The 20,277-nt window shown below is 49.2% G+C and carries 20 protein-coding genes; 4 read left to right on the forward strand and 16 right to left on the reverse strand.

The window, feature by feature from the left end; genetic code table 11:
- Positions 1-95: 95 nt before the first annotated feature.
- From ACPLJI_RS01640 to ACPLJI_RS01655, 4 genes are all read right to left on the reverse strand, one after another.
- The gene (locus tag ACPLJI_RS01640; RefSeq protein WP_321210963.1) at positions 96-938 is read right to left on the reverse strand and encodes a fumarate hydratase; all 843 of its coding nucleotides are present in this window, start codon (positions 936-938) and stop codon (positions 96-98) included.
- 1 nt (position 939) lies between these two features.
- Entirely contained in the window at positions 940-1,839 is a 900-nt protein-coding gene (locus ACPLJI_RS01645; RefSeq protein WP_321210964.1) for a peptidase, read from the reverse strand.
- A 100-nt stretch (positions 1,840-1,939) separates the two neighbouring features.
- Positions 1,940-3,235: an MmgE/PrpD family protein gene (locus ACPLJI_RS01650; protein ID WP_424741094.1), complete on the reverse strand. Its 1,296-nt coding sequence runs from the start codon at positions 3,233-3,235 to the stop codon at positions 1,940-1,942.
- A gap of 108 nt (positions 3,236-3,343) precedes the next feature.
- Positions 3,344-4,621, reverse strand: a complete 1,278-nt coding sequence (locus tag ACPLJI_RS01655) for a TiaS agmantine-binding domain-containing protein (RefSeq protein ID WP_424731509.1) — start codon at positions 4,619-4,621, stop codon at positions 3,344-3,346.
- 20 nt (positions 4,622-4,641) lie between these two features.
- Here ACPLJI_RS01655 and ACPLJI_RS01660 point away from each other — a divergent pair, with 20 nt between their 5' ends.
- The gene (locus ACPLJI_RS01660) at positions 4,642-5,577 is read left to right on the forward strand and encodes a transcriptional regulator (RefSeq protein WP_424731508.1); all 936 of its coding nucleotides are present in this window, start codon (positions 4,642-4,644) and stop codon (positions 5,575-5,577) included.
- Between the two features lie 692 nt (positions 5,578-6,269).
- On the opposite strand, the gene ACPLJI_RS01665 is transcribed toward ACPLJI_RS01660, so the two are convergent.
- The gene (locus ACPLJI_RS01665) at positions 6,270-7,010 is read right to left on the reverse strand and encodes a hypothetical protein (RefSeq protein ID WP_424731507.1); all 741 of its coding nucleotides are present in this window, start codon (positions 7,008-7,010) and stop codon (positions 6,270-6,272) included.
- Between the two features lie 110 nt (positions 7,011-7,120).
- Between ACPLJI_RS01665 and serA the strand changes: the two genes are divergently transcribed.
- Positions 7,121-8,689, forward strand: a complete 1,569-nt coding sequence (gene serA / locus ACPLJI_RS01670; RefSeq protein WP_424731511.1) for a phosphoglycerate dehydrogenase — start codon at positions 7,121-7,123, stop codon at positions 8,687-8,689.
- A gap of 415 nt (positions 8,690-9,104) precedes the next feature.
- Here serA and ACPLJI_RS01675 read toward each other — a convergent pair whose 3' ends face one another.
- Genes ACPLJI_RS01675 through ACPLJI_RS01690 form a run of 4 tightly spaced genes read right to left on the reverse strand, consistent with a single transcriptional unit; the run spans position 9,105 to position 11,431 of the window.
- Positions 9,105-9,548: a Mov34/MPN/PAD-1 family protein gene (locus ACPLJI_RS01675; RefSeq protein WP_424731506.1), complete on the reverse strand. Its 444-nt coding sequence runs from the start codon at positions 9,546-9,548 to the stop codon at positions 9,105-9,107.
- A 4-nt stretch (positions 9,549-9,552) separates the two neighbouring features.
- A complete protein-coding gene (locus ACPLJI_RS01680; RefSeq protein WP_321210971.1) occupies positions 9,553-10,308 on the reverse strand; it encodes a tRNA(His) guanylyltransferase Thg1 family protein in 756 nt (251 codons plus the stop codon).
- A 7-nt stretch (positions 10,309-10,315) separates the two neighbouring features.
- On the reverse strand, positions 10,316-11,080 hold the full coding sequence (locus tag ACPLJI_RS01685) for an aspartate dehydrogenase (protein WP_424741095.1): 765 nt from the start codon (positions 11,078-11,080) through the stop codon (positions 10,316-10,318).
- Positions 11,081-11,098: 18 nt separating this feature from the next.
- Positions 11,099-11,431, reverse strand: a complete 333-nt coding sequence (locus tag ACPLJI_RS01690) for a PRC-barrel domain-containing protein (protein WP_321210973.1) — start codon at positions 11,429-11,431, stop codon at positions 11,099-11,101.
- Between the two features lie 165 nt (positions 11,432-11,596).
- On the opposite strand from ACPLJI_RS01690, the gene ACPLJI_RS01695 reads away from it, so the two are divergent.
- Positions 11,597-12,319 (forward strand): tRNA-binding protein, encoded by a 723-nt coding sequence (locus ACPLJI_RS01695; RefSeq protein WP_424730518.1) that lies wholly within the window; start codon positions 11,597-11,599, stop codon positions 12,317-12,319.
- Here ACPLJI_RS01695 and ACPLJI_RS01700 read toward each other — a convergent pair.
- From ACPLJI_RS01700 to ACPLJI_RS01730, 7 genes are all read right to left on the reverse strand, one after another.
- The gene (locus tag ACPLJI_RS01700; RefSeq protein WP_321210974.1) at positions 12,316-13,230 is read right to left on the reverse strand and encodes a radical SAM protein; all 915 of its coding nucleotides are present in this window, start codon (positions 13,228-13,230) and stop codon (positions 12,316-12,318) included. The two genes, ACPLJI_RS01695 and ACPLJI_RS01700, sit on opposite strands and share 4 nt — an antisense overlap.
- 59 nt (positions 13,231-13,289) lie before the next feature.
- Positions 13,290-14,471, reverse strand: coding sequence for a chitobiase/beta-hexosaminidase C-terminal domain-containing protein (locus tag ACPLJI_RS01705; protein WP_424730509.1), 1,182 nt, complete (start codon positions 14,469-14,471; stop codon positions 13,290-13,292).
- Between the two features lie 402 nt (positions 14,472-14,873).
- Positions 14,874-16,286 (reverse strand): lactaldehyde dehydrogenase, encoded by a 1,413-nt coding sequence (locus ACPLJI_RS01710; RefSeq protein WP_424730510.1) that lies wholly within the window; start codon positions 16,284-16,286, stop codon positions 14,874-14,876.
- 15 nt (positions 16,287-16,301) lie between these two features.
- Complete coding sequence (locus tag ACPLJI_RS01715; RefSeq protein WP_147671624.1) at positions 16,302-16,496, reverse strand: class III signal peptide-containing protein; 195 nt, start codon at positions 16,494-16,496, stop codon at positions 16,302-16,304.
- A 12-nt stretch (positions 16,497-16,508) separates the two neighbouring features.
- Positions 16,509-17,450, reverse strand: coding sequence for a type II secretion system F family protein (locus ACPLJI_RS01720; RefSeq protein ID WP_424730511.1), 942 nt, complete (start codon positions 17,448-17,450; stop codon positions 16,509-16,511).
- A 109-nt stretch (positions 17,451-17,559) separates the two neighbouring features.
- Positions 17,560-18,549, reverse strand: a complete 990-nt coding sequence (locus ACPLJI_RS01725; RefSeq protein WP_424730512.1) for a M24 family metallopeptidase — start codon at positions 18,547-18,549, stop codon at positions 17,560-17,562.
- Positions 18,536-19,018 carry an HIT family protein gene (locus ACPLJI_RS01730; RefSeq protein WP_424730513.1) on the reverse strand — a complete coding sequence of 161 codons (483 nt, stop codon included), beginning with the start codon at positions 19,016-19,018 and terminating at the stop codon, positions 18,536-18,538. The genes ACPLJI_RS01725 and ACPLJI_RS01730 overlap by 14 nt, the downstream gene beginning before the upstream one ends.
- Before the next feature lie 109 nt (positions 19,019-19,127).
- Here ACPLJI_RS01730 and ercA point away from each other — a divergent pair, with 109 nt between their 5' ends.
- The gene (ercA, locus tag ACPLJI_RS01735; protein ID WP_424730514.1) at positions 19,128-20,270 is read left to right on the forward strand and encodes an alcohol dehydrogenase-like regulatory protein ErcA; all 1,143 of its coding nucleotides are present in this window, start codon (positions 19,128-19,130) and stop codon (positions 20,268-20,270) included.
- Positions 20,271-20,277 lie beyond the last annotated feature (7 nt).

Below are 20,277 nucleotides of genomic sequence, written 5' to 3' on the forward strand. Positions count from 1 at the left end.
AACCCTCGTAATGGAAGTCCTCCACTTCGGGGAACCCATCCTGAATACGTTTTCAAGTGAATCCTTTCCTATAGCCATTCATCCACCTCAGAGATCTACAGTTTTATGGTTGCCCTTCTCGGCTCCACACAGCATGCCAGCCTCATTGAGACTATTCTGACACCGCTGGCCCTTTGAGGCCCCACATTCACCAGGGAACCAAGGGCTGTTGTGGATCCCCCAAGACCCAGGGGTCCTGTTCCGGTACTGTTAAGGGATTCTGTAATGTAATCCTCAATTTCAGACTGCTCATCAAGGCTTCCAGTGGCCATTGCCCTGAGCATAAGGCCTGTGGCCTCAAAATGAGTTCTCCCAATACCTATAACAGGTATGCACGGGGTGCATCCAAGTAAAGGGACCTCTGTTTTCATCCATGTCAGAACTTCCTCAAATACTTTTCTATAACTGTGTCTGTGAAAAACCCTCCTGGTCCTCGCCCTTATCTCAGGGCCGCCTCCAAGGAGGAGAACATGGATTCTGACCTCATCTCCCGGGACTGAGTCAACAAGGAATGGTGCAGGGGGAAGTTTTGATGGGTCACTGTAGAGACCCCTGCTCTGCTCTATCCTCTCAATCTCATCGCCACGCACCGCCATTGGCCTTCCTGGAAGTTTGAGTAGGCCCTCAGCAATCCCCCTCCTTATGAGGTTGAAAAAGCCGGCGGGGATGAAGGAGTCCTCACCCACCTCCACAAGGACATGGGGTATTCCGGTGTCATCACAGAGGGGTCTGCCGCTTTCTTTGGCTATCCTGGCATTCTTAATGAGAAGTTCAAGGATCCATGCGGCCTTTTCATCCTCTTCCCTCTCAAGTGCCCGTTTATATGCCCTCATAACATCCGGTGGCGTGGTTGTGCCGGCCTCCACAAGGGCATCCCTCACCCTTGCTGCTATATCCAATCTACCTTCCCCCCACAGGTACCGCCAGGTCCTCTCCTGATGAAAACACCGCTTCAGGGTAGTAACGCTCTATCATGTCCCTAACAAGTACAACCTGCCTTATCCTCTCACGGGCCTGTGACTCTGTGGTGTCCCATCCATGGTGTCCAGCCACAGATCCCCCTGTTTTGAGGTAAACCGGGGATGCATACCTTATGATATCAGGGACCTCATAGTGCCTTATGAATCCACCGGATGATTTGGGGTTCTCTGTGTGGACATCGATTGAAATGTCAGTGGCCTCCCTTATCGCTGCAAGCATGGGTATCTGGAGGTCCCTCACAGGGTTGAGGGAATCGGCGCCTATATCCTGAAGTAGCCGTGCTGATGCAGGGTTACCGTGCCCGCAGTGGGCTGAAACCTTGAAGTGGAGGTCCGCTGGAAGTTCACCGTCACCACGCATCCTCCCCAGAACCCATAGGAGTCCCTCATCATAGACCACTATGCCCCTCACGCCCAGTTCAGCCGCTCTCCTCACATCCTCAACCGCATAAACCAGGTTGTCGTATCCCCTCAGCCTGTAACCTATCCTTGAGCCCTCCGGGGTCCTTGCAGATGCACTTGTATCGTAGGTTGCCCGAGGACCCACACTCAGGAAGAGTTCTATATCGGCTTCACGGGCCATTTCAGCCATCTCCTCAATCTCACCGTCGGTTAGGAGCATTATACCCTTTGTCTGGGTTACCCTGTGGACCCTGACGTCGTGTTCTTCCATTGCATCAAGGAGGGCCCTCATGGCCCCAGGTCTCTGTATCCCGGGGACCTCAAAGCGGTACTGTCCACCGTCACTGAATCTCTTCTCTGATTCACCTTTGGGAACTCCTATTCCTATTCTATCAAGGTATCTGCGGGTTTTTTCCAACTTTTCACCTCCAGTTTTAATTATACCCTTTAATCAGTAGCCCATGAATGTTCTGAGCATGTGTAAACCTAAGGAGCCACCATCAGCTCGCTCCAATGCATCAATCAAGGACCTCAGAGATTACCTCTGAGGTTGTCTCTGACCATGCACCCCTGAGGACCCCCAGTTTATCTCTCCTGTAACCCGGGTTCAGGAGGGCGAACTTCTCAAGGATGTCCTCCCAGGTGTAGGGGTCCTCTGGTTCCCCTGATGGGAGCTCTCTGAAGGCCGTGTGAACACTACCATCCCTGAGTCTCACCGTAACACGTGCAGGTCTCCTGTTCTTCATTCCCTGCATCTCTGGATCCACCATTATTCTGATCTTTGATGCCGTCTCCCTGACATCAGATGTTATCTCAAGATCCTCAATGTTCAGATCCCCTTTCTCCATGAGTATGGCCAGTGAAACAGGCAAACTCTGCCTCACCGCCTCAATGGTTTTTGGGGAATAGTTGTCGTGTTCTGCTGCAACCTCATAGGTCTCCACAAGGACATCATGGATCTCTGATGCGGAGAATCTGGTCATTTCAAGTATCTCAAGGGCGCAGTCAAGGGCGGAGTGGAGGTGCCTGCAGACAGGGTACCTCTTGAGGTAAACGTCTCCTATGTGGAACACGCCAGTTTCAGGTGTTCCTGATGGAGACTGGCACATTGCATTGATGAATCCCTCCTTTCCCTCAATTATGGACTCTGCCCCGGTGAAACCCTCCGATGCAAGCTTTGCAGATATAAGACCTGAATGGGCCGCCCTCCCGGCGTGAAGGTGCTTGCCCATTGACCCTGAATGGTCTGACTCAAGGAGTCCTGCTGCCTGGGTCCCTGCAAGTCCCAGTGCATTGACTGTCTCCTCGAAGTCAAGGCCCATTACGCTGGCTGCGGCTGCGGCGGCCCCAAACGTGCCACAGGTACCTGTGGTGTGGAAGCCCCTCTCCCTGTGACCGGGGTTTGCGAGGAGACCCATGAAGATGGCCACCTCATAACCTGCCACAACCCCTGCTATGAACTCCTTGAACTCTGCATCCATGGCCTCTGCAGCTGCCAGGGCCGCGGGGATCACGCATGCCCCCGGGTGCAGCTGGGCCCCCCTGTGGCCGTCATCAAGGTCAAGATTATGGGCGAATATACCATTCAGAAGGGCTGCTCTTTCATCGGAACCTCTTCCATGGCCTATAACCATCACATTGCCCTGCCCGGTGCCAAGTGCCCTTAGAGCTGAGATTCCGCTCCTTTCCTCTGAACCCCTGAGTGCGACTCCCATGAAGTCCAGGATGCATATCCTGGCCTTTTCAATGATTTGGGGAGGTAGATCAGTGTATGAGAGTGATGATGCAAATTGCGCGAGCTTTGCGGTTATCATTGATGCTACTATGTTGCCTTTAAATATAACAGTGATTGTTATAAAGGTTCCTATTTTTTATTAACTCCTGCTGAGGATATTCACCTGCAGGGGTTCCGTTTATTTAAGTCAATCAGGGTATCTGCCCCCCCTGATTCCCATTCTGACAAGCTGCTTTGAGAGATGTCTCCTGGCGCAGGTGGGAACCTCATAGTACCCCTCCCTGACCGGCCTCTCAAGTACCCTCTTAACCTTCCTGGAATTTCTTAGCCTCCGTCCGCAGGAGGGACACTTGAATCCCTTATTCCTGCCTGCAGATTTCATGCGCCTGCCACAGGTGCAGAGGGGGTTCTCCTCAACGTAGAGTTCAGATGCCCTCTCAAGGCGTATCTTTTCAATGTTGAGTGTCCCCTGGGCCCCGATACCCCCATAAACCGTGACCATGTCCCCAGGTATGAGTTCAAGGATAACCTTCCTGAAGTCCTTTGTTGGCTCATATGCGCCACATTCGATTTCTCCTGAAGCATCGCCAAGTGTGAAGAAGACGTGGCCACCCTCGATTACCTTTGGTCTGTCGAGCACCTCACCTCTGACACGGTAACAGCCAAAGGTTTCCATGGCAGCTATGCTGGGGGCGTCCTGTATATGCTGATCTGTGTGCTGGTTTGTCTCGAAGATGCAGAACCTCTCTATCTCCTCAGAGACATCAACCATCTCCATCGCCCTCAGAAGCACCTCAGGGGATTCTCCCCTGATACCATACAGTATGGGGCATGGCGTATGCGGTTCTATTGCAATGTAGTCCCCGTCAATGTTATCGAAGGTCTCCCTACCGGTCTCAGAGTCCATGAGTCTGACTGATTCAGGATCTATCTGGCGGGGTTTGCCATAGTTTTCAGGGATCCTGTAGGTGAGAAGTTCGTATGTACGGTCCTCCAGGGGGCATCCAATGGCTGCGAGAGCCCCTATGATCCCACGCCCCTTCTTGAAGCCATGAACCTCTGCCCCAACAGCCTCTGCAACCCTGAGCGCGTCTTCGATTTTAATTATTCTTCTTATGGCTGATATGGCAAATTTTCTCATGGCATCAGTGATTTCTCCCGTATAGAAGACCACTCCAGGGTTTGTTCTGTCATTATCAAGTTCTGCAAGTTCCTCAACCCTTTGAAGGACTTTATTCTTGATCTCTCTGATTTCATCCTCTGATTCAGCCTTTATGGTGAATGCCACTGCCCCGTTACCCCTCGTTTTATGGGGTGCGAAGGGGTTTAGTCTTATGAGGCGCGGGTAACCGTCAGGAGAGAAACCACAACTTTTAAGTTCATGGATTATAAAGCATGATATATAGGTTGTGCACATCCCATCCGGGGAGTCGGTATCATCTATACCCACATGAATTCTATACATTAAATCACCTGGTGATCCAGTTGGATAAATCTGTTAAAAGAGAACATGTATTAAGGGAGATACATGAACTTCTTGTCAACAACGGATTTGAAACATCCCATATATATGAGCGGAGCTGTTTTGACCTGATGGCGAGGAGAAAGCTCCTGCTACTCCTACTTAAGGTCCTTGTGAACATTGATGGTATAAATAGTTTGCAGGCCCATGAGATAAAAACCCTTGCACACACGTTCCTTGCATCACCACTCCTCATCGGTATAAGGTCAAAGACAGAGTACCTTGAGGAGGATGTTGTCTATGAGAGGCACGGCATCCCTGTTGTTGCCCCTGAGACATTCAGGAACATTGTGGTTGATGGTGAGTGCCCTGAGGTGATAGCTGACCGCGGGGGCTACTATGTGCACATAGATGGGAGAACCCTGAAGGAGGTCCGTGAGGAATACAGGCTATCACTTAAGGACCTGGCAGACCTCGCCCATGTATCACGCAAGACGATCTACAAGTATGAGAATGGACTTGCAAGGGCCTCAGCCGAAACAGCCATGGTACTTGAGGAACTGCTCAATGTGAGAATAACACTCTCAATTGACATCTTCAGTGTGCCTGAGAGGGGGGATGTGGAGATAAAACCTTCAGGTAGGCTGGGTGATATTGGATTCGGGATGATCGAGACCCAAAGGACCCCCTTTGATGCCGTTGCAAAGGAAATGGAATTTGAGAGGACCGTCATAACGGACCTTGAAAAGGGGAGAGATTCGAGGACCCTCAGGAGGATGGCTGTACCCCTGCGGGATCTGTCACTCATAAGTGGCTCAGAATCTGTTTTTATCATTGACAGCCCCCGTATAAGGGAGAACCTTGAGGGTGTCCCTGTGATCAAGAGCTGGGAGATAAATGATATGGAAAGCAGCAGGGACTTCCTGAAGGTAATAGCAGAAAGGAGGACCTGCAGCTAGCAGCTGAAGAATTTTTGCACCCCTTCCATCCCCTTTTAGTTTTATGAATCATTGATCCACCCATTCTTTTCATCAGTACAGTACCATATTTCACGGCCATTCAAGATCACCACATGGAACACCTTCAACAGTCAAAAAACCCTTTTATATTTTGAAAATATTTTATTTGCGCTAGCTGAACCCTTTAAAACCTGTAATATCCGCCATGCTTTTTTGATAGCGTTCTCAGCCAGTGTTGCAGCAGCCAACAATGCAGGTATAGAGAATAATCCTATGCCGTCCCATTTAAAAGGACAGGCACAGGATATGGCACCATAAAGGCCGCCATAGACGACACAGAACCAGGCGACACAGTAAGAGTGGAAACAGGACCATGCACAGAAAAACATCCAGATAAACAAGAAGCAGAAGGAAAAGCGATTTAATGAAAACGCCTGATAGGAATCCATATATTCCACGATGACAAAAATGTTGTAGGGTACCATTGTTTATCCTGGCTTACTGCCAAAATTCACAGTAGCTGTGAAAAATCTGGGCAGCTCATCGCCCCGACAGAGATATGTATCAACGGCTCATCCCCACCATGAGCCCCGCTCTTCCATCAAACACCCCCAACAGAGAGACTTATCAGCTCAGAATTTTATTTTATGTACCTACCTCTGAAAAACCAATACGATGAAAAAATCTCCATATCATATCCTAAAGAGTTCTCTGAAGGTTTCACCTGCCTCAGATACCGATGCAACACCAACTGCAACCATGTCCACATATTCAAGACTTTCTATGAACTTAAATGCCTCAGAAGGAGGTATTATCCCGGCTGCAAGGACCTTCTCAGCAACCACGGTTTTTCCAAGTTCATCAAGAAGCTTTCCGAGTTCCATCCGTTCATCCTCAAGGAAAACCGGGAAATCTGTCATGTAGCCAAGTCTGTTGATGGGGACCATGTAGAGCTCAAAGTTATCAATACCCTCATCAATCAGCCTCCCTGTTGTCTTCCGGGGCATGGTTGTGGCAAGACCCCTGAGCATCCCTTCCACCTCATCAAGGAGCTCAGAGACCCTGGATGCCGGGAGTAAGTCCGTGTAGTGTTCATCAAGAAGCACTGCGGTGGACCCAAGTTGAGATAGAGTCTCAAGGTCCTCTTCAAAGTGTTCATGTCTCACAGTACCCATGAGGGTCAGATCACAGCCAGCATCCCTCACCATCTCAAGGGCCTCAAGGACCTGATTCTCAGGTATGACCTGGAAACCCCTCACACCCACATCATATGCTCCCATGATAACCTCTGCAATATTTTCAGGCTTCCTTTTGAGGTCCATCTCATAGAGCCTCGATCGATGCCCAAAATAGGGTGCTGCAGTGAAGGGTGCGCTTCCCAGGAACGCCTCCGGGAGTTCAATTCCATTAACACTGACCGAACCTGTGAACATGATAAAGTCCTCCTCATAACACCAATAATTATAATATACACTACCTCTATAGATTCTCTATCATTCTATAAAATCTTCATTGTGATAAGTGTGGTGAAATTATGCCAGAGATGAAAGTTCTTATTGCTGATTCCATCAATGAGAAGGGAATATCCGAACTTGAAGAGGTGGCGGAGGTTGTGGTTAACACAACCATAACACCCGAAGAGCTCCTCGAGGCCATAAAGGACTTCGATGCCATAGTTGTCAGGAGCCGGACCAAGGTCACAAGGGACGTCATAGAGGCAGCCCCCCGCCTCAAGATAATCGCAAGGGCGGGTGTGGGTGTTGACAACGTGGATGTTAAGGCCGCCACAGAGAGGGGTATAATGGTCATAAATGCCCCTGAGTCAACATCCATAACAGTTGCCGAACATTCAATAGGCCTCATGCTGGCCCTTGCAAGGAAGATCTCCCTTGCAGATAAATCCGTAAAGGAGGGTAAATGGGAGAAGAACAGGTTCATGGGTATAGAGCTCAACGGCAAAACCCTCGGTATAATCGGTATGGGCCGTATAGGTTCACAGGTTGTTGTGAGGACAAAGGCCTTCGGAATGGACATACTGGTCTATGACCCATACATAAGCAGGGAGGCCGCCGAGGAGATGGGTGTGACCGTCACGGACCTTGAAACCCTCCTGAGGGAATCAGACATCGTAACCATACATGTCCCCCTAACACCTGAGACAAGGCACCTGATCTCAGATGATGAATTCAAACTGATGAAGGAAACCGCATTCATAGTTAACTGTGCCCGTGGCGGTATAATCGATGAGGAAGCCCTCCACAGAGCCCTCACAGAGGGCGAAATAGCTGGCGCAGCACTTGACGTCTTTGAGGAGGAGCCTCCAGAGGGCAGCCCTCTCCTTGAACTGGAAAACGTGGTCCTGACGCCACACATAGGAGCTTCAACCGCCGAGGCCCAGAGGGACGCTGCAATAATAGTTGCAAATGAGATAAAAACCGTTTTCCAGGGAGGTGCCCCGAGGAACGTCCTAAACATGCCAGTGATGGATCAGGAGACCTACAAGTCCCTCAGACCCTACACCGAGATCGCAGAGAAACTGGGCAGCATCATCACACAGGCCCTGCCCGGTAACATAGAGAAACTGGATGTCACATACTGCGGTGAACTTGCAGAGATGCAGTTCGACATCCTCACAAGGACCATGCTTCAGGCCATACTCAACCCCATACTCACAGAACCTGTGAACCTCATAAATGCCCCGGCAATTGCAAAGAAGAGGGGTATCATGGTTACAGAGGCCCGAAGGTCAGAGGCTGATGGCTACAGGTCCATCATAATGGTAAGGGCTGTCTCCGACAGGGGCGAGTTCAGCGTGGAGGCCACCCATATCAAGGAACCCACGATAATCGGTATCAATGGCTACAGGGTGGATGTGAAGCCAGAGGGTACCATGATAATAGCACGCTACAGGGACCTCCCGGGTACCATAGGGGCCATTGGAACCAAGCTGGGCGAGCACCAGATAAACATAGCCACCATGCAGGTGGGAAGGAAGGAGATCGGTGGCGAGGCGGTCATGGTCCTCAAGGTTGACCAGAGTGTCCCCTCTGAGGTCATAGATGAGGTCAAGAAGCTTGAGAACGTGGACGATGCTGTTGCAATAGAAATATAACTTGCTCTCAATCCTGACCTCAGGAACTGGGAGTAACCCCTTTTCATTTTGTTGTGAATGATGACCTGTAATCTGCCGCCATCATGTTACCTGTTTTCACACCCTACACTGATAACGGTGTGAATATACCATCTCAAAACAATTTAGAAGCTTCATTCCCAGCGTTCATAACCGGTATGAATATACCATCTCCTGATCGGTTCCAGCTGATGAATGGAAACTCAGAACTTACATTCAATTAGCAGCAGAGTCCAGATAGAAAAAACATTGGAAGAACCAATACAATCAAGGTTAATTCTGGAAATTCAAAAAATACCCGCCAACATTCAATGTTTTTTGATTTTATATGTTCTAATCCAATCATGGATAAAATCCCATCATATTATGTGAAAATTCAAGCTAATGATCAACATTATTATGAAAGGTTATCATCTGGCTCAACCACCTGGAAATCAACAGGAACGCCCTCTCTAGTATAGGCTGCCACAGTATCCATACTATATGGGTATGATATTATCATATGAAAAAGACCATTTTTTGAGAAGAACTGCATATCAGCACCCGATGGTAAATTGCTGGGACCCGGATGGGAGTGCACCGACCCCACAGTACCTGTGAATGGTGGGAGCATCAGGACATCCATGACAGCACCCTCATCAGAGGTCCTTGATGGGAGGAATATGAGGCCCGTGATGTGAAGGGCATCACCCTCCTGTTTTCCCTCAAGGAGCGCCACAAATTCGTGGGGATGTGACTTTTTTGCGATCTCCAGGGCCTCCTCAATGACATCGGAATCAACCAGCGCTCTCCTTACCGGTTTCACACCCATAAAATTAAGGATCCTTTCAATTAAACCCATTCTATCAGGCACTCTCTGATCCGTTGTCTTCCTTCAAACCCTTGAGCCCCTCAAAGAATTCCTCTGTGAAGAGGGGAAGCTCCATGTCGACCCTCACCCTCATCCTCACAGCAGAGACCTCCCTGTCGGTGATGGGATTGTAGCCCCTCACCTTCACCGGAGCCCTGTAGACCCCTATACCCCTTCGCTGCCATGCGGGCACCTCTGAGATGTTCAAACCCCTCTCAAAGAGCAGTTCATGGAGGGAATCCGATTTCATCCCATTCAGAGTTCTCGCAGCATCATCTCTATCCATTTCATCCCTCAGTGTCCAGTATGCATAGCTGTTGAGGCAGTTTCTCCAGGCCTCATTCTGCCTTGACCTGAAGTACTCCCAGACCAGCTCCCTGCCCAGTGGTATAACCCTGCAGTCAAATGAAACAGGTTTATCAAGTGATAAACCCCTGCTGACGGCCCCGAGTGTAAATGATGACGATAAAAAAGCCGGGAAGACCGAGTCAAGCTTCTCAACCCTTCCAGAGAATGGAACAGAATCCAGGAGTACATTGATCTCATCAGAGAAAGTGTATATGAAGGATGGACTGAACTCATTCATGATCTCAAGGCATGCTGAAACCATGAGGTCACGGAAGACATCATCATAGGGCCTCCTGAACCCTGCCTTTGCTGTTAACCTGTGGAAGCCCCTCCCATCAAGCCTCAGTATTATGCTGGAGGATGGTGGCACCCTGAGGTTTGAGTAGATTTCATGTTCTCGCATCATGCCATCAGGTTCCAATGCGCATGTTCTCACTGAGGGATTTAAGGAGTCTTATGGCGGAATATGCGGCCATCACACTTGTCTTGGGGTTTATGGAGCACCTGACATTCTCTGTTATTGTCTTGAACTCCCCGAAGTCCCCCTTAACGGTCAACTCATGGACGTTACGGTCAACTGCAGGGTCTGCTATTATCTCAACATCAATATCCCGTCCACAGGCGATACTGATGGCTGCAGCCACATTTATGTTAAGGGGAAACCTCTTAACGGCCTCTGATGCCTTCCCAGTGTAAAGGACCTTCTTCTCATCCATGCTGATTCCCAGGGACCGTGGGGGTTTCCTTGTAACAAGTTTAACTGACTCTATACTGCCCATGGATGCCGCCTTAAGACCATCGAGACCCACTATTGCCCCTGAGGGTACATGTATCTCAGCGTTATTCTCTGAGGCCTTCTTCTCAAGCAGACCCCTTAATTCAGGGTCCATGAGGGCACCTACACTCATAACGATGACGTCCCTGCCGGCCTCAAGTATCCCGGGGACCAGTTCCCTCACAGCCTCAGGTGATGCTGCTTCCACCACAAGGTCAACGTGGGGGATCATGTCTGCAACATCAAGGACCGCGGTCCCGTTCACCATGGACGCCAGGTTCTCTGCCCTCTCAAGGTCCCTGTCATAGAAGAATCCCAGTTCAACGGGCACCTTGCCGTCCCTCACGAAACCCGCTATAAGGTTGGCTATTGCACCGCAGCCCACTATACCCACGATCATGTCATCACACAGAAAGAATCAGGATTCAATGGGGTTTACCTTTTTCTCCGCTGAAACATCAGGAGATATTATGAGTATATCTCCAACCGCCTGGACACGTTCATAGTTTATGTCTATGATTCCCTCCTCCTGTATGGGTCTTATCTCATCTGATGATTCAGGGACTATCCTTATGCTGGTCTTGAGGACATCCTTTATACCCACATTCTTCTTATCGTGTCTCATTGGACGGACCTTCAGTGTTGATACACGTCCCTTTTTGATGTTGAGAACAACGTCCTGAACCCTTCCAACGTACTTACCCCTTGAGGTGTATATTTCAAGTCCATATAGACTGGATAATTCAACCATCTTTCCACCACCGGCAGTTTAAACATGTAGCGCTGCTGCATAACCTGCTGTTGGTTAATATTATTGTTCATAGCTTAAATAGTTATAGGGAAATAACAGATTACTGAAGTGGCAGGAAAAGGCTGTTGCTGGAATTAAAAAAAATGATTCTGGATTGTGATTGAAATGTGGGACACCAGTAAGGATTACAGGCTCATGGTTGCAGTTAAGGCAGTTGACCTCTTCAGGAGGGCCCTGGAGGCAGGGGGTTTCAGGGGGCAGTGGAAGAAGAAACCGGCCATCCAGGCCGCCTCTGAGATTGAGAGGATACTGCAGAGCCTCATATACTCATACCTTGAACCCGAGGACCTTGCAGCAAGTCCTGAGATGATGAGTATTGAGGAAAAACTTAAGGAGATAACCGATGCCCTGGGGGGTGAGGACTGGAGCCGTAAATTCCTTGATGGGGCCTCAAGGGATGAGAGGGAGAGGGTTGAGGAGAACATAGCAAAGGTGAAGTTCTTCATGAACACCATCGGAAACCTTAGGGGTCGGCTGATGCTTGGAAAGATATCAGATCCTGTTATTGCAGTTGATATAGTTGCAGGTGAGGTTATGAGTGTTGGGGGGCACCCATCTGCGGATAAACTTCAGATCTGCAATGTTAATGTGGGTGGAAGGTCCATAAAGGTGGTTACAAATGACCCTGATGTAAGGGAGAATGACAGGGTGGCGGTGGCCCTTTTACCGCCCCAGAACTTCATGGGTGTTGTTAGTGAGGGCATGTTCCTTGGTGCCGACGGTGTTCTGAGGGGCGTTGAAGGGATCCCTGGTGAAATGCCCAGGGGGATACCTCTTGAGGCGCTTAACGAGACAAGGAACCTCGTGGAGGAGTTCCTGGCTGGTTAACTCCTCCATGGCTCCCTGAGAATCGCCCTGCACACTTCATATCTGCAGCTTCCGCAGTCCCTTGGCAGACCGCATCCTGCTTTTCTCAGACGGTCCTCAAGCTTCAATTCTGATAATGGGTAGTATCCTGAATAATCAACCCTTTCAAGGCCCTCTGCCCTGCAATCATCCACGAGTTTCTCCATAAGTTTTCTGCCTGGTCCCCTGTGGTAGTATAGAAGGAAGTTCGGTCTGAAACCTATGAGGCGGTAGGGGATCTCTGGATTTATTTCTGCAATGAATGATGCTATCTCACCTATCTCATGGTGGTTTATACCGGGTATCACAACCGTCCTGAAGACCCGTATCTTTTCAGGGAATTTCTCTGCAAGGTAGGCTGCGTTGCGGAGTACAGGAGCCACTGGTGCCCCTGTCAGGTTTCTGTGGAGTTCATCTGAAATGGCCTTTATCTCAAAACTGAAGAGTGAGGTGAACCTTATGATGCGTTTTAATGTTTCAGGTGTTTGAAAGCCATTTGTTGCCACCATGACATCAGCATCGCATTCACCTTTTATTTCATGCAGCATCCTTTCGATGTAGGGTGTGTGTATTGTGGGTTCCCCGCCAGTAAAGCTCAGATTTGATATACCATGTGCTTCAAGTTCCCTCAACGCCTCCAATGCCAGATCCTCAGGTTTCACATGACCCCTGTAGACCCACCCTGAGTCAGGGTACTGTGATATCCTGTAGGCATTGCAGTAGGCACACCTGAAGGGGCAGGACAGGAGGGTTATCGAGTAACTTTTCAGGACATCTGTAATTGATGTGTAGGCGATCTCAGTCTCCGCAGCCCCACAGACGCCCCTCTCACCTGCGGAACGGTTTGCCCCGCACCTCCATTCGCATAGCTTGCAGTTCATTAGTTCGTCCATAAAACAAGTATAGGTATCTCTGTTAATACATTTTCCAAAAAATGTAAAAATAAAATGGATCAGGCTATCTGCCAGAAGCTGCTGATCCTCTTAACGTACCTGTAGGTCCAGTAGTACCTCCACTCGTATCTCCATTTGCCCCTGTACCTGTACCATTTTTTGTACCACTTTTTAACCTTTTCATTGACATAGTAGCTGAGGGTTACCGGTTTCATAACAGTGTAGGTGGCTGAGGACACTGCAGAGGATGCTCCGTTAACAACAGCGATGAATTTTAGTGTCGCTGATTTTGTGAGGAGAACTGGTGCTGTGTATTTTGTGCTGTTAACAGTTGGATTTGACCCGTTAAGGGTGTAATAGATCACTGACCCCTCTGGACCTGTCAGTGTCACTGTTACATTGTTCATGTAGATACCGGGAACTGGTGATGCTGTCGGTGTTGAGGGGATTGATTTGACACTGAAAGGTACCATGTCATTGACTGTAACATTGTAGAGCCCTGCTGGGAGGGTGTATGTGAATGTTACAGGGACAGTTTGACCTGTTGGGACGTTCACAGTTTTTGTATCCTTAACCTCACCGTTGACCCTGAGTTCTGCTGTGAATTCGTCTTCAATACCGGTGTTTGTGACATTAACTTTGACAGTCACATCAAGGGGTGCGTTGCCAGATTCTGGTGTGACCGTCAGGTTTTCCAGGGTGAAGTGTGGCTGCAGGTCCACTGTGAGCTGGGTTGAGTTGAGTACGGTTTCATTTTCAGGTCCACCGGCACCCATCTGGAAGGCCACTGAGTTTGCCCTCACCGTGAATACCTTGCCCTTTGCATTTTCAATTGCAAAGAGCCACCTGTAGCTTTTGCCGTCCTCCATGTACAGTTTTGCAGCTCCCTGAGGTACCGGTGCATTTGTGAATGAACTGAGCCAGACGGTGCTAAAACCCTCAGGGACCGTGTAGTTTGCAAAGGGTCCGCTGAGGTCACCTGTGTAGTACCATTTTATTTCTGAGCCTGTTATGTTACCGCTTACGAGTTCAAGTTTTGCATCAACGGCTAAACTCTGATCAACATCCTGAAGGTCATCACTGTAGTTTACATCCACAATTATCTGTGCCGGGTCAGATGCATTCTGCTGCATCTTCAGGCTCACGGCATCATTGGGTATGGCTGTCGCCGATGCTCCTGAGATGCCCGCTGCAAAGACAACGAGAAGCATCAATGACAGCAATTTATATTCAGTTTTCAATGTTTCACCTCCACATAGCTGTAAAAATGTTTATTCATATATCTAATATAAAAACTTTTTTGAATTTATAAAATAGTAAATTTTATATTTTTTTATTGAGATAAAAATCTGTTATTTCAAATTTATAATGACTTAATTTAATTTAAATGTCTACTATCTCTCCATATAATTAAAAGTGAACTGAAATATGTTTATAGCCATTTTTAATTAACATCGTCAATTCAAATGGTTCAAATAAGACATGTTCGTCTATTATTAAAAAAATAAATAATATGGTTTTTTTATTAAAGAATTGGAAAATATAAGACCCTGTTTTCAGCCAAAAGCCCCGGCATTATTCCTTAAATAGCGATGATCCTTCGGTTAATCAAATGCTGTTAAATGTTGATGGGACATGTGAAATCATCTGCTGTTTAAAACCACAAGTTTGGTCCGGGTCATGTCCTCTATGGCGTACTTAACGCCCTCCTTACCCATTCCACTGCACCTGAACCCGCCAAAGGGCATATGGTCCACCCTGAAGGTGGACTGTTTGTTCACAAGAACCGTGCCCGCCTCGATCTCAGATGCCATCTTCAGGGCGGTTCTTATGTTCTCAGTAAAAACCCCTGCCTGAAGTGCATAGCATGTACCATTTGCAATCCCTACAGCCTCATCAGCATCAGAAAACCTTATAATCGGGGAAACCGGCCCAAAGGTTTCCTCTGAAACAACCTCCATCTCAGGACGCACATGGTCAAGGACGGTGGGCTCAACAAAGTTGCCACTCCTTGACCCCCCATGGAGAAGCTGGGCACCATCATCAACGGCACCCTCAATTCGCCTTTCAACCTCAATGGCCGCCTCCTCATTTATAAGCGGTCCTATATCAGTTTTCGGGTCAAGTGGATCCCCGGCCCTTAACCTGCGGGTTTTATCCACAAGTTTATCTGCAAATTCGTCGGCCACATCTTCATGGACCACCATCCTCTTAACCGCGATGCAAACCTGTCCAGAGTAAAGATAGGAACCCCTCACCGCGGCCTCAACTGCAGAGTCAACGTCTGCGTCATCCATGACGATGAGGGGATCGTTGCCTCCCAGTTCAAGGGTAACCTTCTTCATTGAGGCCCTCCGGGATATGTATCTTCCAACCTCCACACTGCCTGTGAATGTTATCTTATCCACGAGGGGGCTATCTATTATAACATCCCCCACCTCCCGGCCCCTCCCTGTTAGAGCATTAACAGCACCCTGCGGGAAGTGCTCATTCAGTATCTCACAGAGTCTAAGTGCGGAGAGGGGCGCCTCAAGTGAAGGCTTGAGAACAGTGGTGTTACCTGCTGCCAGCGCCGGCCCAACCTTATGGATGGCGAGATTGAGTGGATAGTTGAATGGGGTTATCGCGGCCACGACCCCAAGCGGGATTCTTACAGTGAATCCAATAAGACCCTTCCCGCCAATACCTGCATCCATGGGTATTGATTCGCCGTAGAGCCTTCCTGCCTCCTCTGCACACAGACGTGCGGTTTCAACTGACCTTTTAACCTCATCACGTGAGAACCTTATGGGTTTACCTGACTCAAGGGTTATGAGACGGGCAAATTCATCCATCTCTGCCCTGAGCTCATCAGCCACATCATGGAGGTTCTCCGAGATGCGCCTGGCAGAAAGATCAGACATGGCACCTTTTGCACGGTGGGCCGCCTCAAGGGCCCTCAACACATCATCCCTGCCTGCGATGGGTACAGTGTCAACCTCCCTGCCATTGAAGGGGTTCCTGACACTGAAACGGTTATCTCCCCCCACGTATTCACCATCAATGATCATGTCCATATGACCACCTTAAAATTAGAACTTGTTCTTGAGTCCCTTAATGGAGTTGGTGACGTTCTGAACATCAGAGTTCATTGCAGTCTGAGATGAGCTCACATAGTTGCGGTACCACACCACCGCAAAGGTCACGATGACTATTATACCTCCAAATACAAGTATCAGCTCGGCTGACCCCTGACCTGAATCATCAGCAATTAAACCCCCTGACAAAACCTTAACCTCCTATGGTGCCATGCTTCCAACAAGGCTCAATCCAAATTTGCCTATAACATAGAATATTGCGTAGGCCACGATTGAAAGTGGCACAGAGAACTTAACACCCTTCCTTGCGCTCCCATACATTATGATGCCAATCAGCAGTCCAGCGATTATGGAGTGTATTATGATGTAACCTGCAGCGGCGATCTTGGCGGCGCCAAGGATGGGGTTGGGTTTCCCCACAGACTCCATGAATCCCGAGTAGACCATTATCATTCCAAGGGCGAATGGTGCCGCGATTATGGCGGCGACAATAAGGAACATCACAGACATCATAACATTGGCCTTCCTCTCCCTCTTGAGTGCCAGAACCGCCCTGAGATCCTCTGCAACTGTCTCAATTACATCAGATAGGCTTCCTCCTGCCCTTCTACCCTCAAGGATCATCCTGAATGTCCTGTCAAGGTTCTTGGATTTGAGCCGTTCGCTCATGGAGAGTATGGCATCATCGAATGTCCGCCCGATCTTTATCTCAATAACCGCCCTCCTGAGTTCATCGTAGAGTGGTCCCTCACCCTGTTTGGATACGTCCTCCAGGGCCGATTCAAGGCCTACCCCTGCCCTCAGCAGTGATGCTATCTGACGGAGGAAGTCGGGGGTTGACTGCTCAATGGCATCAACACGCCTCTCCATCATGACAAAGATGTAGGCCCCAAGAAGGATTGATGGCATGGAGAATCCCACAATTACTGCAAGGATAACATTCAGACCTGTAACTGCGGCTACAACTGATCCAAGAACAGCGAAGAGTGCCCCAGCGAGAAATGCAAGAGTTATTATCTCAGATGCCTTCACATAAAGGCCAGTCCTTATGAGCGTTTCCTGCACCCTGAGGAGCAGTTTATCAGGTAATATGCTCTCCAGGGCCTCGCTCACAGGTTTCAATGCTGCCGGTAATACTGCCATCTACACACCACTTGAAGTCCTTACCGTTACTAATTATTTACAGCCTATTATTTATACTATTATTTCATTGCCAGAAATGGTGGAAGGTCACATGGGACAGCGCCACCTTCTATATCCACCCCAGGTGATCAGGTAGGCGGTTCATTACCCCGCCACCCACAACGAACATGTCCTCCAGCCTCACACCGAATTCACCGGGAAGGTATATCCCTGGTTCAATGGTGAGGACCATTCCCTCAGTGAGAACCGTTTTATCGTCGGATGAAAGTGATGGCCTCTCATGGACCTCAAGTCCAACACCATGGCCGCTTGAGTGTATGAAATTATTAGCGTAGCCATATTCATCTATAACACCCCGCACTGCACTGTCAACTTCACATGCCCTTACACCAGGTTTAGCTGCCCTCAAACCCTCCCTTTTGGCTTCAATCAGTATATCCAGGACCTCATGTTCCCGTTCACTCTCCACGAATGTCCTTGTGGTGTCGGAGTGGTAGCCGCTGTGAACAGCGCCCCAGTCAACCAGTAAAGGGGAGCCTAAATCGTTAGAGGTGGGTACCGCATGGGGCATGCTTGACCTTGAGGCCGATGTTACGATGGTGTCGAATGAAACCCCCTCTGAACCTCCAAGACGCATAATGTAGTCCAGTCTGGCGGCTATCTCAGATTCGCTGCCATGGAATTCAATTTCCTTAAATGATTCCTCGGCAATTTTAAGGGCTTTATCCATCCTTCCTATCTCCTCCCTGTCCTTGACCATCCTAAGCTCTGCGATGGGATCCATCACCTGAAAGTCACTGCCAAGACCGATTCTCTCAATGAGACCCACCGGCATGGAGGGTTCAACCGCAAGTGCCCCGGGTTCAACCATTTCAGACACATCAGATACTTTCTTAAAGACATCAACATGAATCCCGCATCCCTCTGCTGACTCGATGTCCATTTCATTTACAAAGAGAACCGGTTCATCAGTCAGGAACAGGAAGGCCGTGACCGTTGGCATGAACCCTGTGAGGTAGTATATGTTCTCCCTCTTTGTTATGAGTGCCCTGTCAGCTTTACCGGAGATAGTTTCAAGTGCCCTTTCAATCCTTTCCAAGTACATCACCCAGACTTTCCATAACAGCTCTTTTAATGACCAGTTCAAGTTCATCCATAACCTCATCGGGTGACCTGCACTCAATGGGTAAAGGTATGTGACCAAAGTCAGGGTCCCGGAAGACCTCCCCTCCAAATTTCACGGGTCTCCTGTAGCGGGGGATGAAGTGCCAGTGCACCTCTGGGTCCGGATTTTCAGACCTGAAAGCCGAATTTTTAAAGCAGCTCCAGTTGAAGAGGTCCGGACCAAAAAGGCTCCCCACAGCGGATTCAAGTGCACTCACCACCACTGAGAAGTCAACCCACTCATCGTTGTTTAGTTCAGATAGGTCCCTGCATTTCCTCCGGAGGGCCACCACACAGGTTGCAAGGTAGCGCTGGCTCGGTGCAAGGTAAACAATCCATTTGTCTGTGCTGGCAATTTCACGACCATAATAACCATCAACCCCACAGTACTCACAGACCGCCATATGATCACCGCTAAAATCTATGGACAGTGTAACACCCAAGTTTTATATTGATCATTACACCTAATTTATATGTATGTAGCCATCACCGGCATCTGCACAGGTGGTTAGGATGGGGGAGCTTCGGAAATTTGTGACGGCTGAATTTGTTTTTGGAAACGGGGCCAGGTTCCTAGCTGGAAGATACGCTTCAAACCTCGGGGCCAGCAGGGTCCTCCTTGTAACAGATCATGGTATAATGGGGACTGGACTTGTGGATGACGTTACAGGTAGTCTCAGTGAGGAGGGCCTTGATTATGTCATATTCAGTGATGTAACACCAAATCCCCGCGACCACGAGGTCATGGAGGGTGCTGAGGTCTTTGATGCAGAGGAGTGCAACATGATAGTTGCGCTGGGCGGCGGAAGCCCCATTGACTGTGCAAAGGCCATGGGTGCTGTTGTATCCAACAGGATGAATGTGCTGGATTTTGAGGGTGTTGACCGCATCCCCATACCATCGGTTCCAATTATATGCATCCCCACAACCGCCGGCACAGGTGCAGATGTATCCCAGTTTGTGATAATCATGGATACCCGCAGGAGGGTCAAGATGGCCATCATAAGCAAGGCAATGATTCCTGATGCATCCCTCATAGACCCGGAAACCACTCTCACCATGGATGGTGAGCTGACAGCTGCGACGGGTATGGATGCCCTCGCACATGCCATTGAGGCGTACGTATCCAATGCAAGCTTCCACCTGACCGACCTAAACGCCCTCGACTCAATAGGCATCATAAACCGCGCCCTGCCCCGGGCTGTACTTGAACCCGATAACATGGATTACCGTGAGGATATGATGCTTGCAAGCCTTGAGGCTGGTCTTGCATTCTCCAACGCCAGTCTGGGACTTGTGCATGCCATGGCCCACAGCCTCGGTGGGATGCTGGACATACCCCATGGTGAGGCAAATGCTCTCCTCCTTGAATACGTTATTGAATTCAACTTCAAAGCCGCAAGGGAGCGGTACCTCAAAATCGCAGGGGCCATGGGCCTTGAGGGTTCGGGTCTGGAGGAACTCAAGGGACACATAGGGGAATTCCGGGAGGCCCTGGGAATGGACATAACACTGAAAGACCTCGGTGTTGATGAGGATGACATACCCGCCCTTGCAGAGACCTCAATGAGGGATCCCTGCATAGTCACAAACCCTGTCAGGCCAGAACAGAGGGATGTTGAGGAGATATTCAGGAGGGCCCTCTATGGACCTTGAGGTGTGA

It is taken from the genome of Methanothermobacter sp. (genome assembly GCF_049720995.1).
GTDB lineage: Archaea > Methanobacteriota > Methanobacteria > Methanobacteriales > Methanothermobacteraceae > Methanothermobacter.

Coding starts and splice junctions, on each gene's coding strand:
- ACPLJI_RS01650 (WP_424741094.1), bottom strand. CDS start 3,235: ATGATAACCGCAAAGCTCGCGCAATTTGCATCATCACTCTCATACACT.
- ACPLJI_RS01655 (WP_424731509.1), bottom strand. CDS start 4,621: ATGTATAGAATTCATGTGGGTATAGATGATACCGACTCCCCGGATGGG.
- ACPLJI_RS01665 (WP_424731507.1), bottom strand. CDS start 7,010: ATGTTCACAGGTTCGGTCAGTGTTAATGGAATTGAACTCCCGGAGGCG.
- serA (WP_424731511.1), top strand. CDS start 7,121: ATGAAAGTTCTTATTGCTGATTCCATCAATGAGAAGGGAATATCCGAA.
- ACPLJI_RS01675 (WP_424731506.1), bottom strand. CDS start 9,548: ATGGGTTTAATTGAAAGGATCCTTAATTTTATGGGTGTGAAACCGGTA.
- ACPLJI_RS01680 (WP_321210971.1), bottom strand. CDS start 10,308: ATGCGAGAACATGAAATCTACTCAAACCTCAGGGTGCCACCATCCTCC.
- ACPLJI_RS01685 (WP_424741095.1), bottom strand. CDS start 11,080: ATGATCGTGGGTATAGTGGGCTGCGGTGCAATAGCCAACCTTATAGCG.
- ACPLJI_RS01690 (WP_321210973.1), bottom strand. CDS start 11,431: ATGGTTGAATTATCCAGTCTATATGGACTTGAAATATACACCTCAAGG.
- ACPLJI_RS01695 (WP_424730518.1), top strand. CDS start 11,597: ATGTGGGACACCAGTAAGGATTACAGGCTCATGGTTGCAGTTAAGGCA.
- ACPLJI_RS01700 (WP_321210974.1), bottom strand. CDS start 13,230: ATGGACGAACTAATGAACTGCAAGCTATGCGAATGGAGGTGCGGGGCA.
- ACPLJI_RS01710 (WP_424730510.1), bottom strand. CDS start 16,286: ATGGACATGATCATTGATGGTGAATACGTGGGGGGAGATAACCGTTTC.
- ACPLJI_RS01720 (WP_424730511.1), bottom strand. CDS start 17,450: ATGGCAGTATTACCGGCAGCATTGAAACCTGTGAGCGAGGCCCTGGAG.
- ACPLJI_RS01730 (WP_424730513.1), bottom strand. CDS start 19,018: ATGGCGGTCTGTGAGTACTGTGGGGTTGATGGTTATTATGGTCGTGAA.
- ercA (WP_424730514.1), top strand. CDS start 19,128: ATGGGGGAGCTTCGGAAATTTGTGACGGCTGAATTTGTTTTTGGAAAC.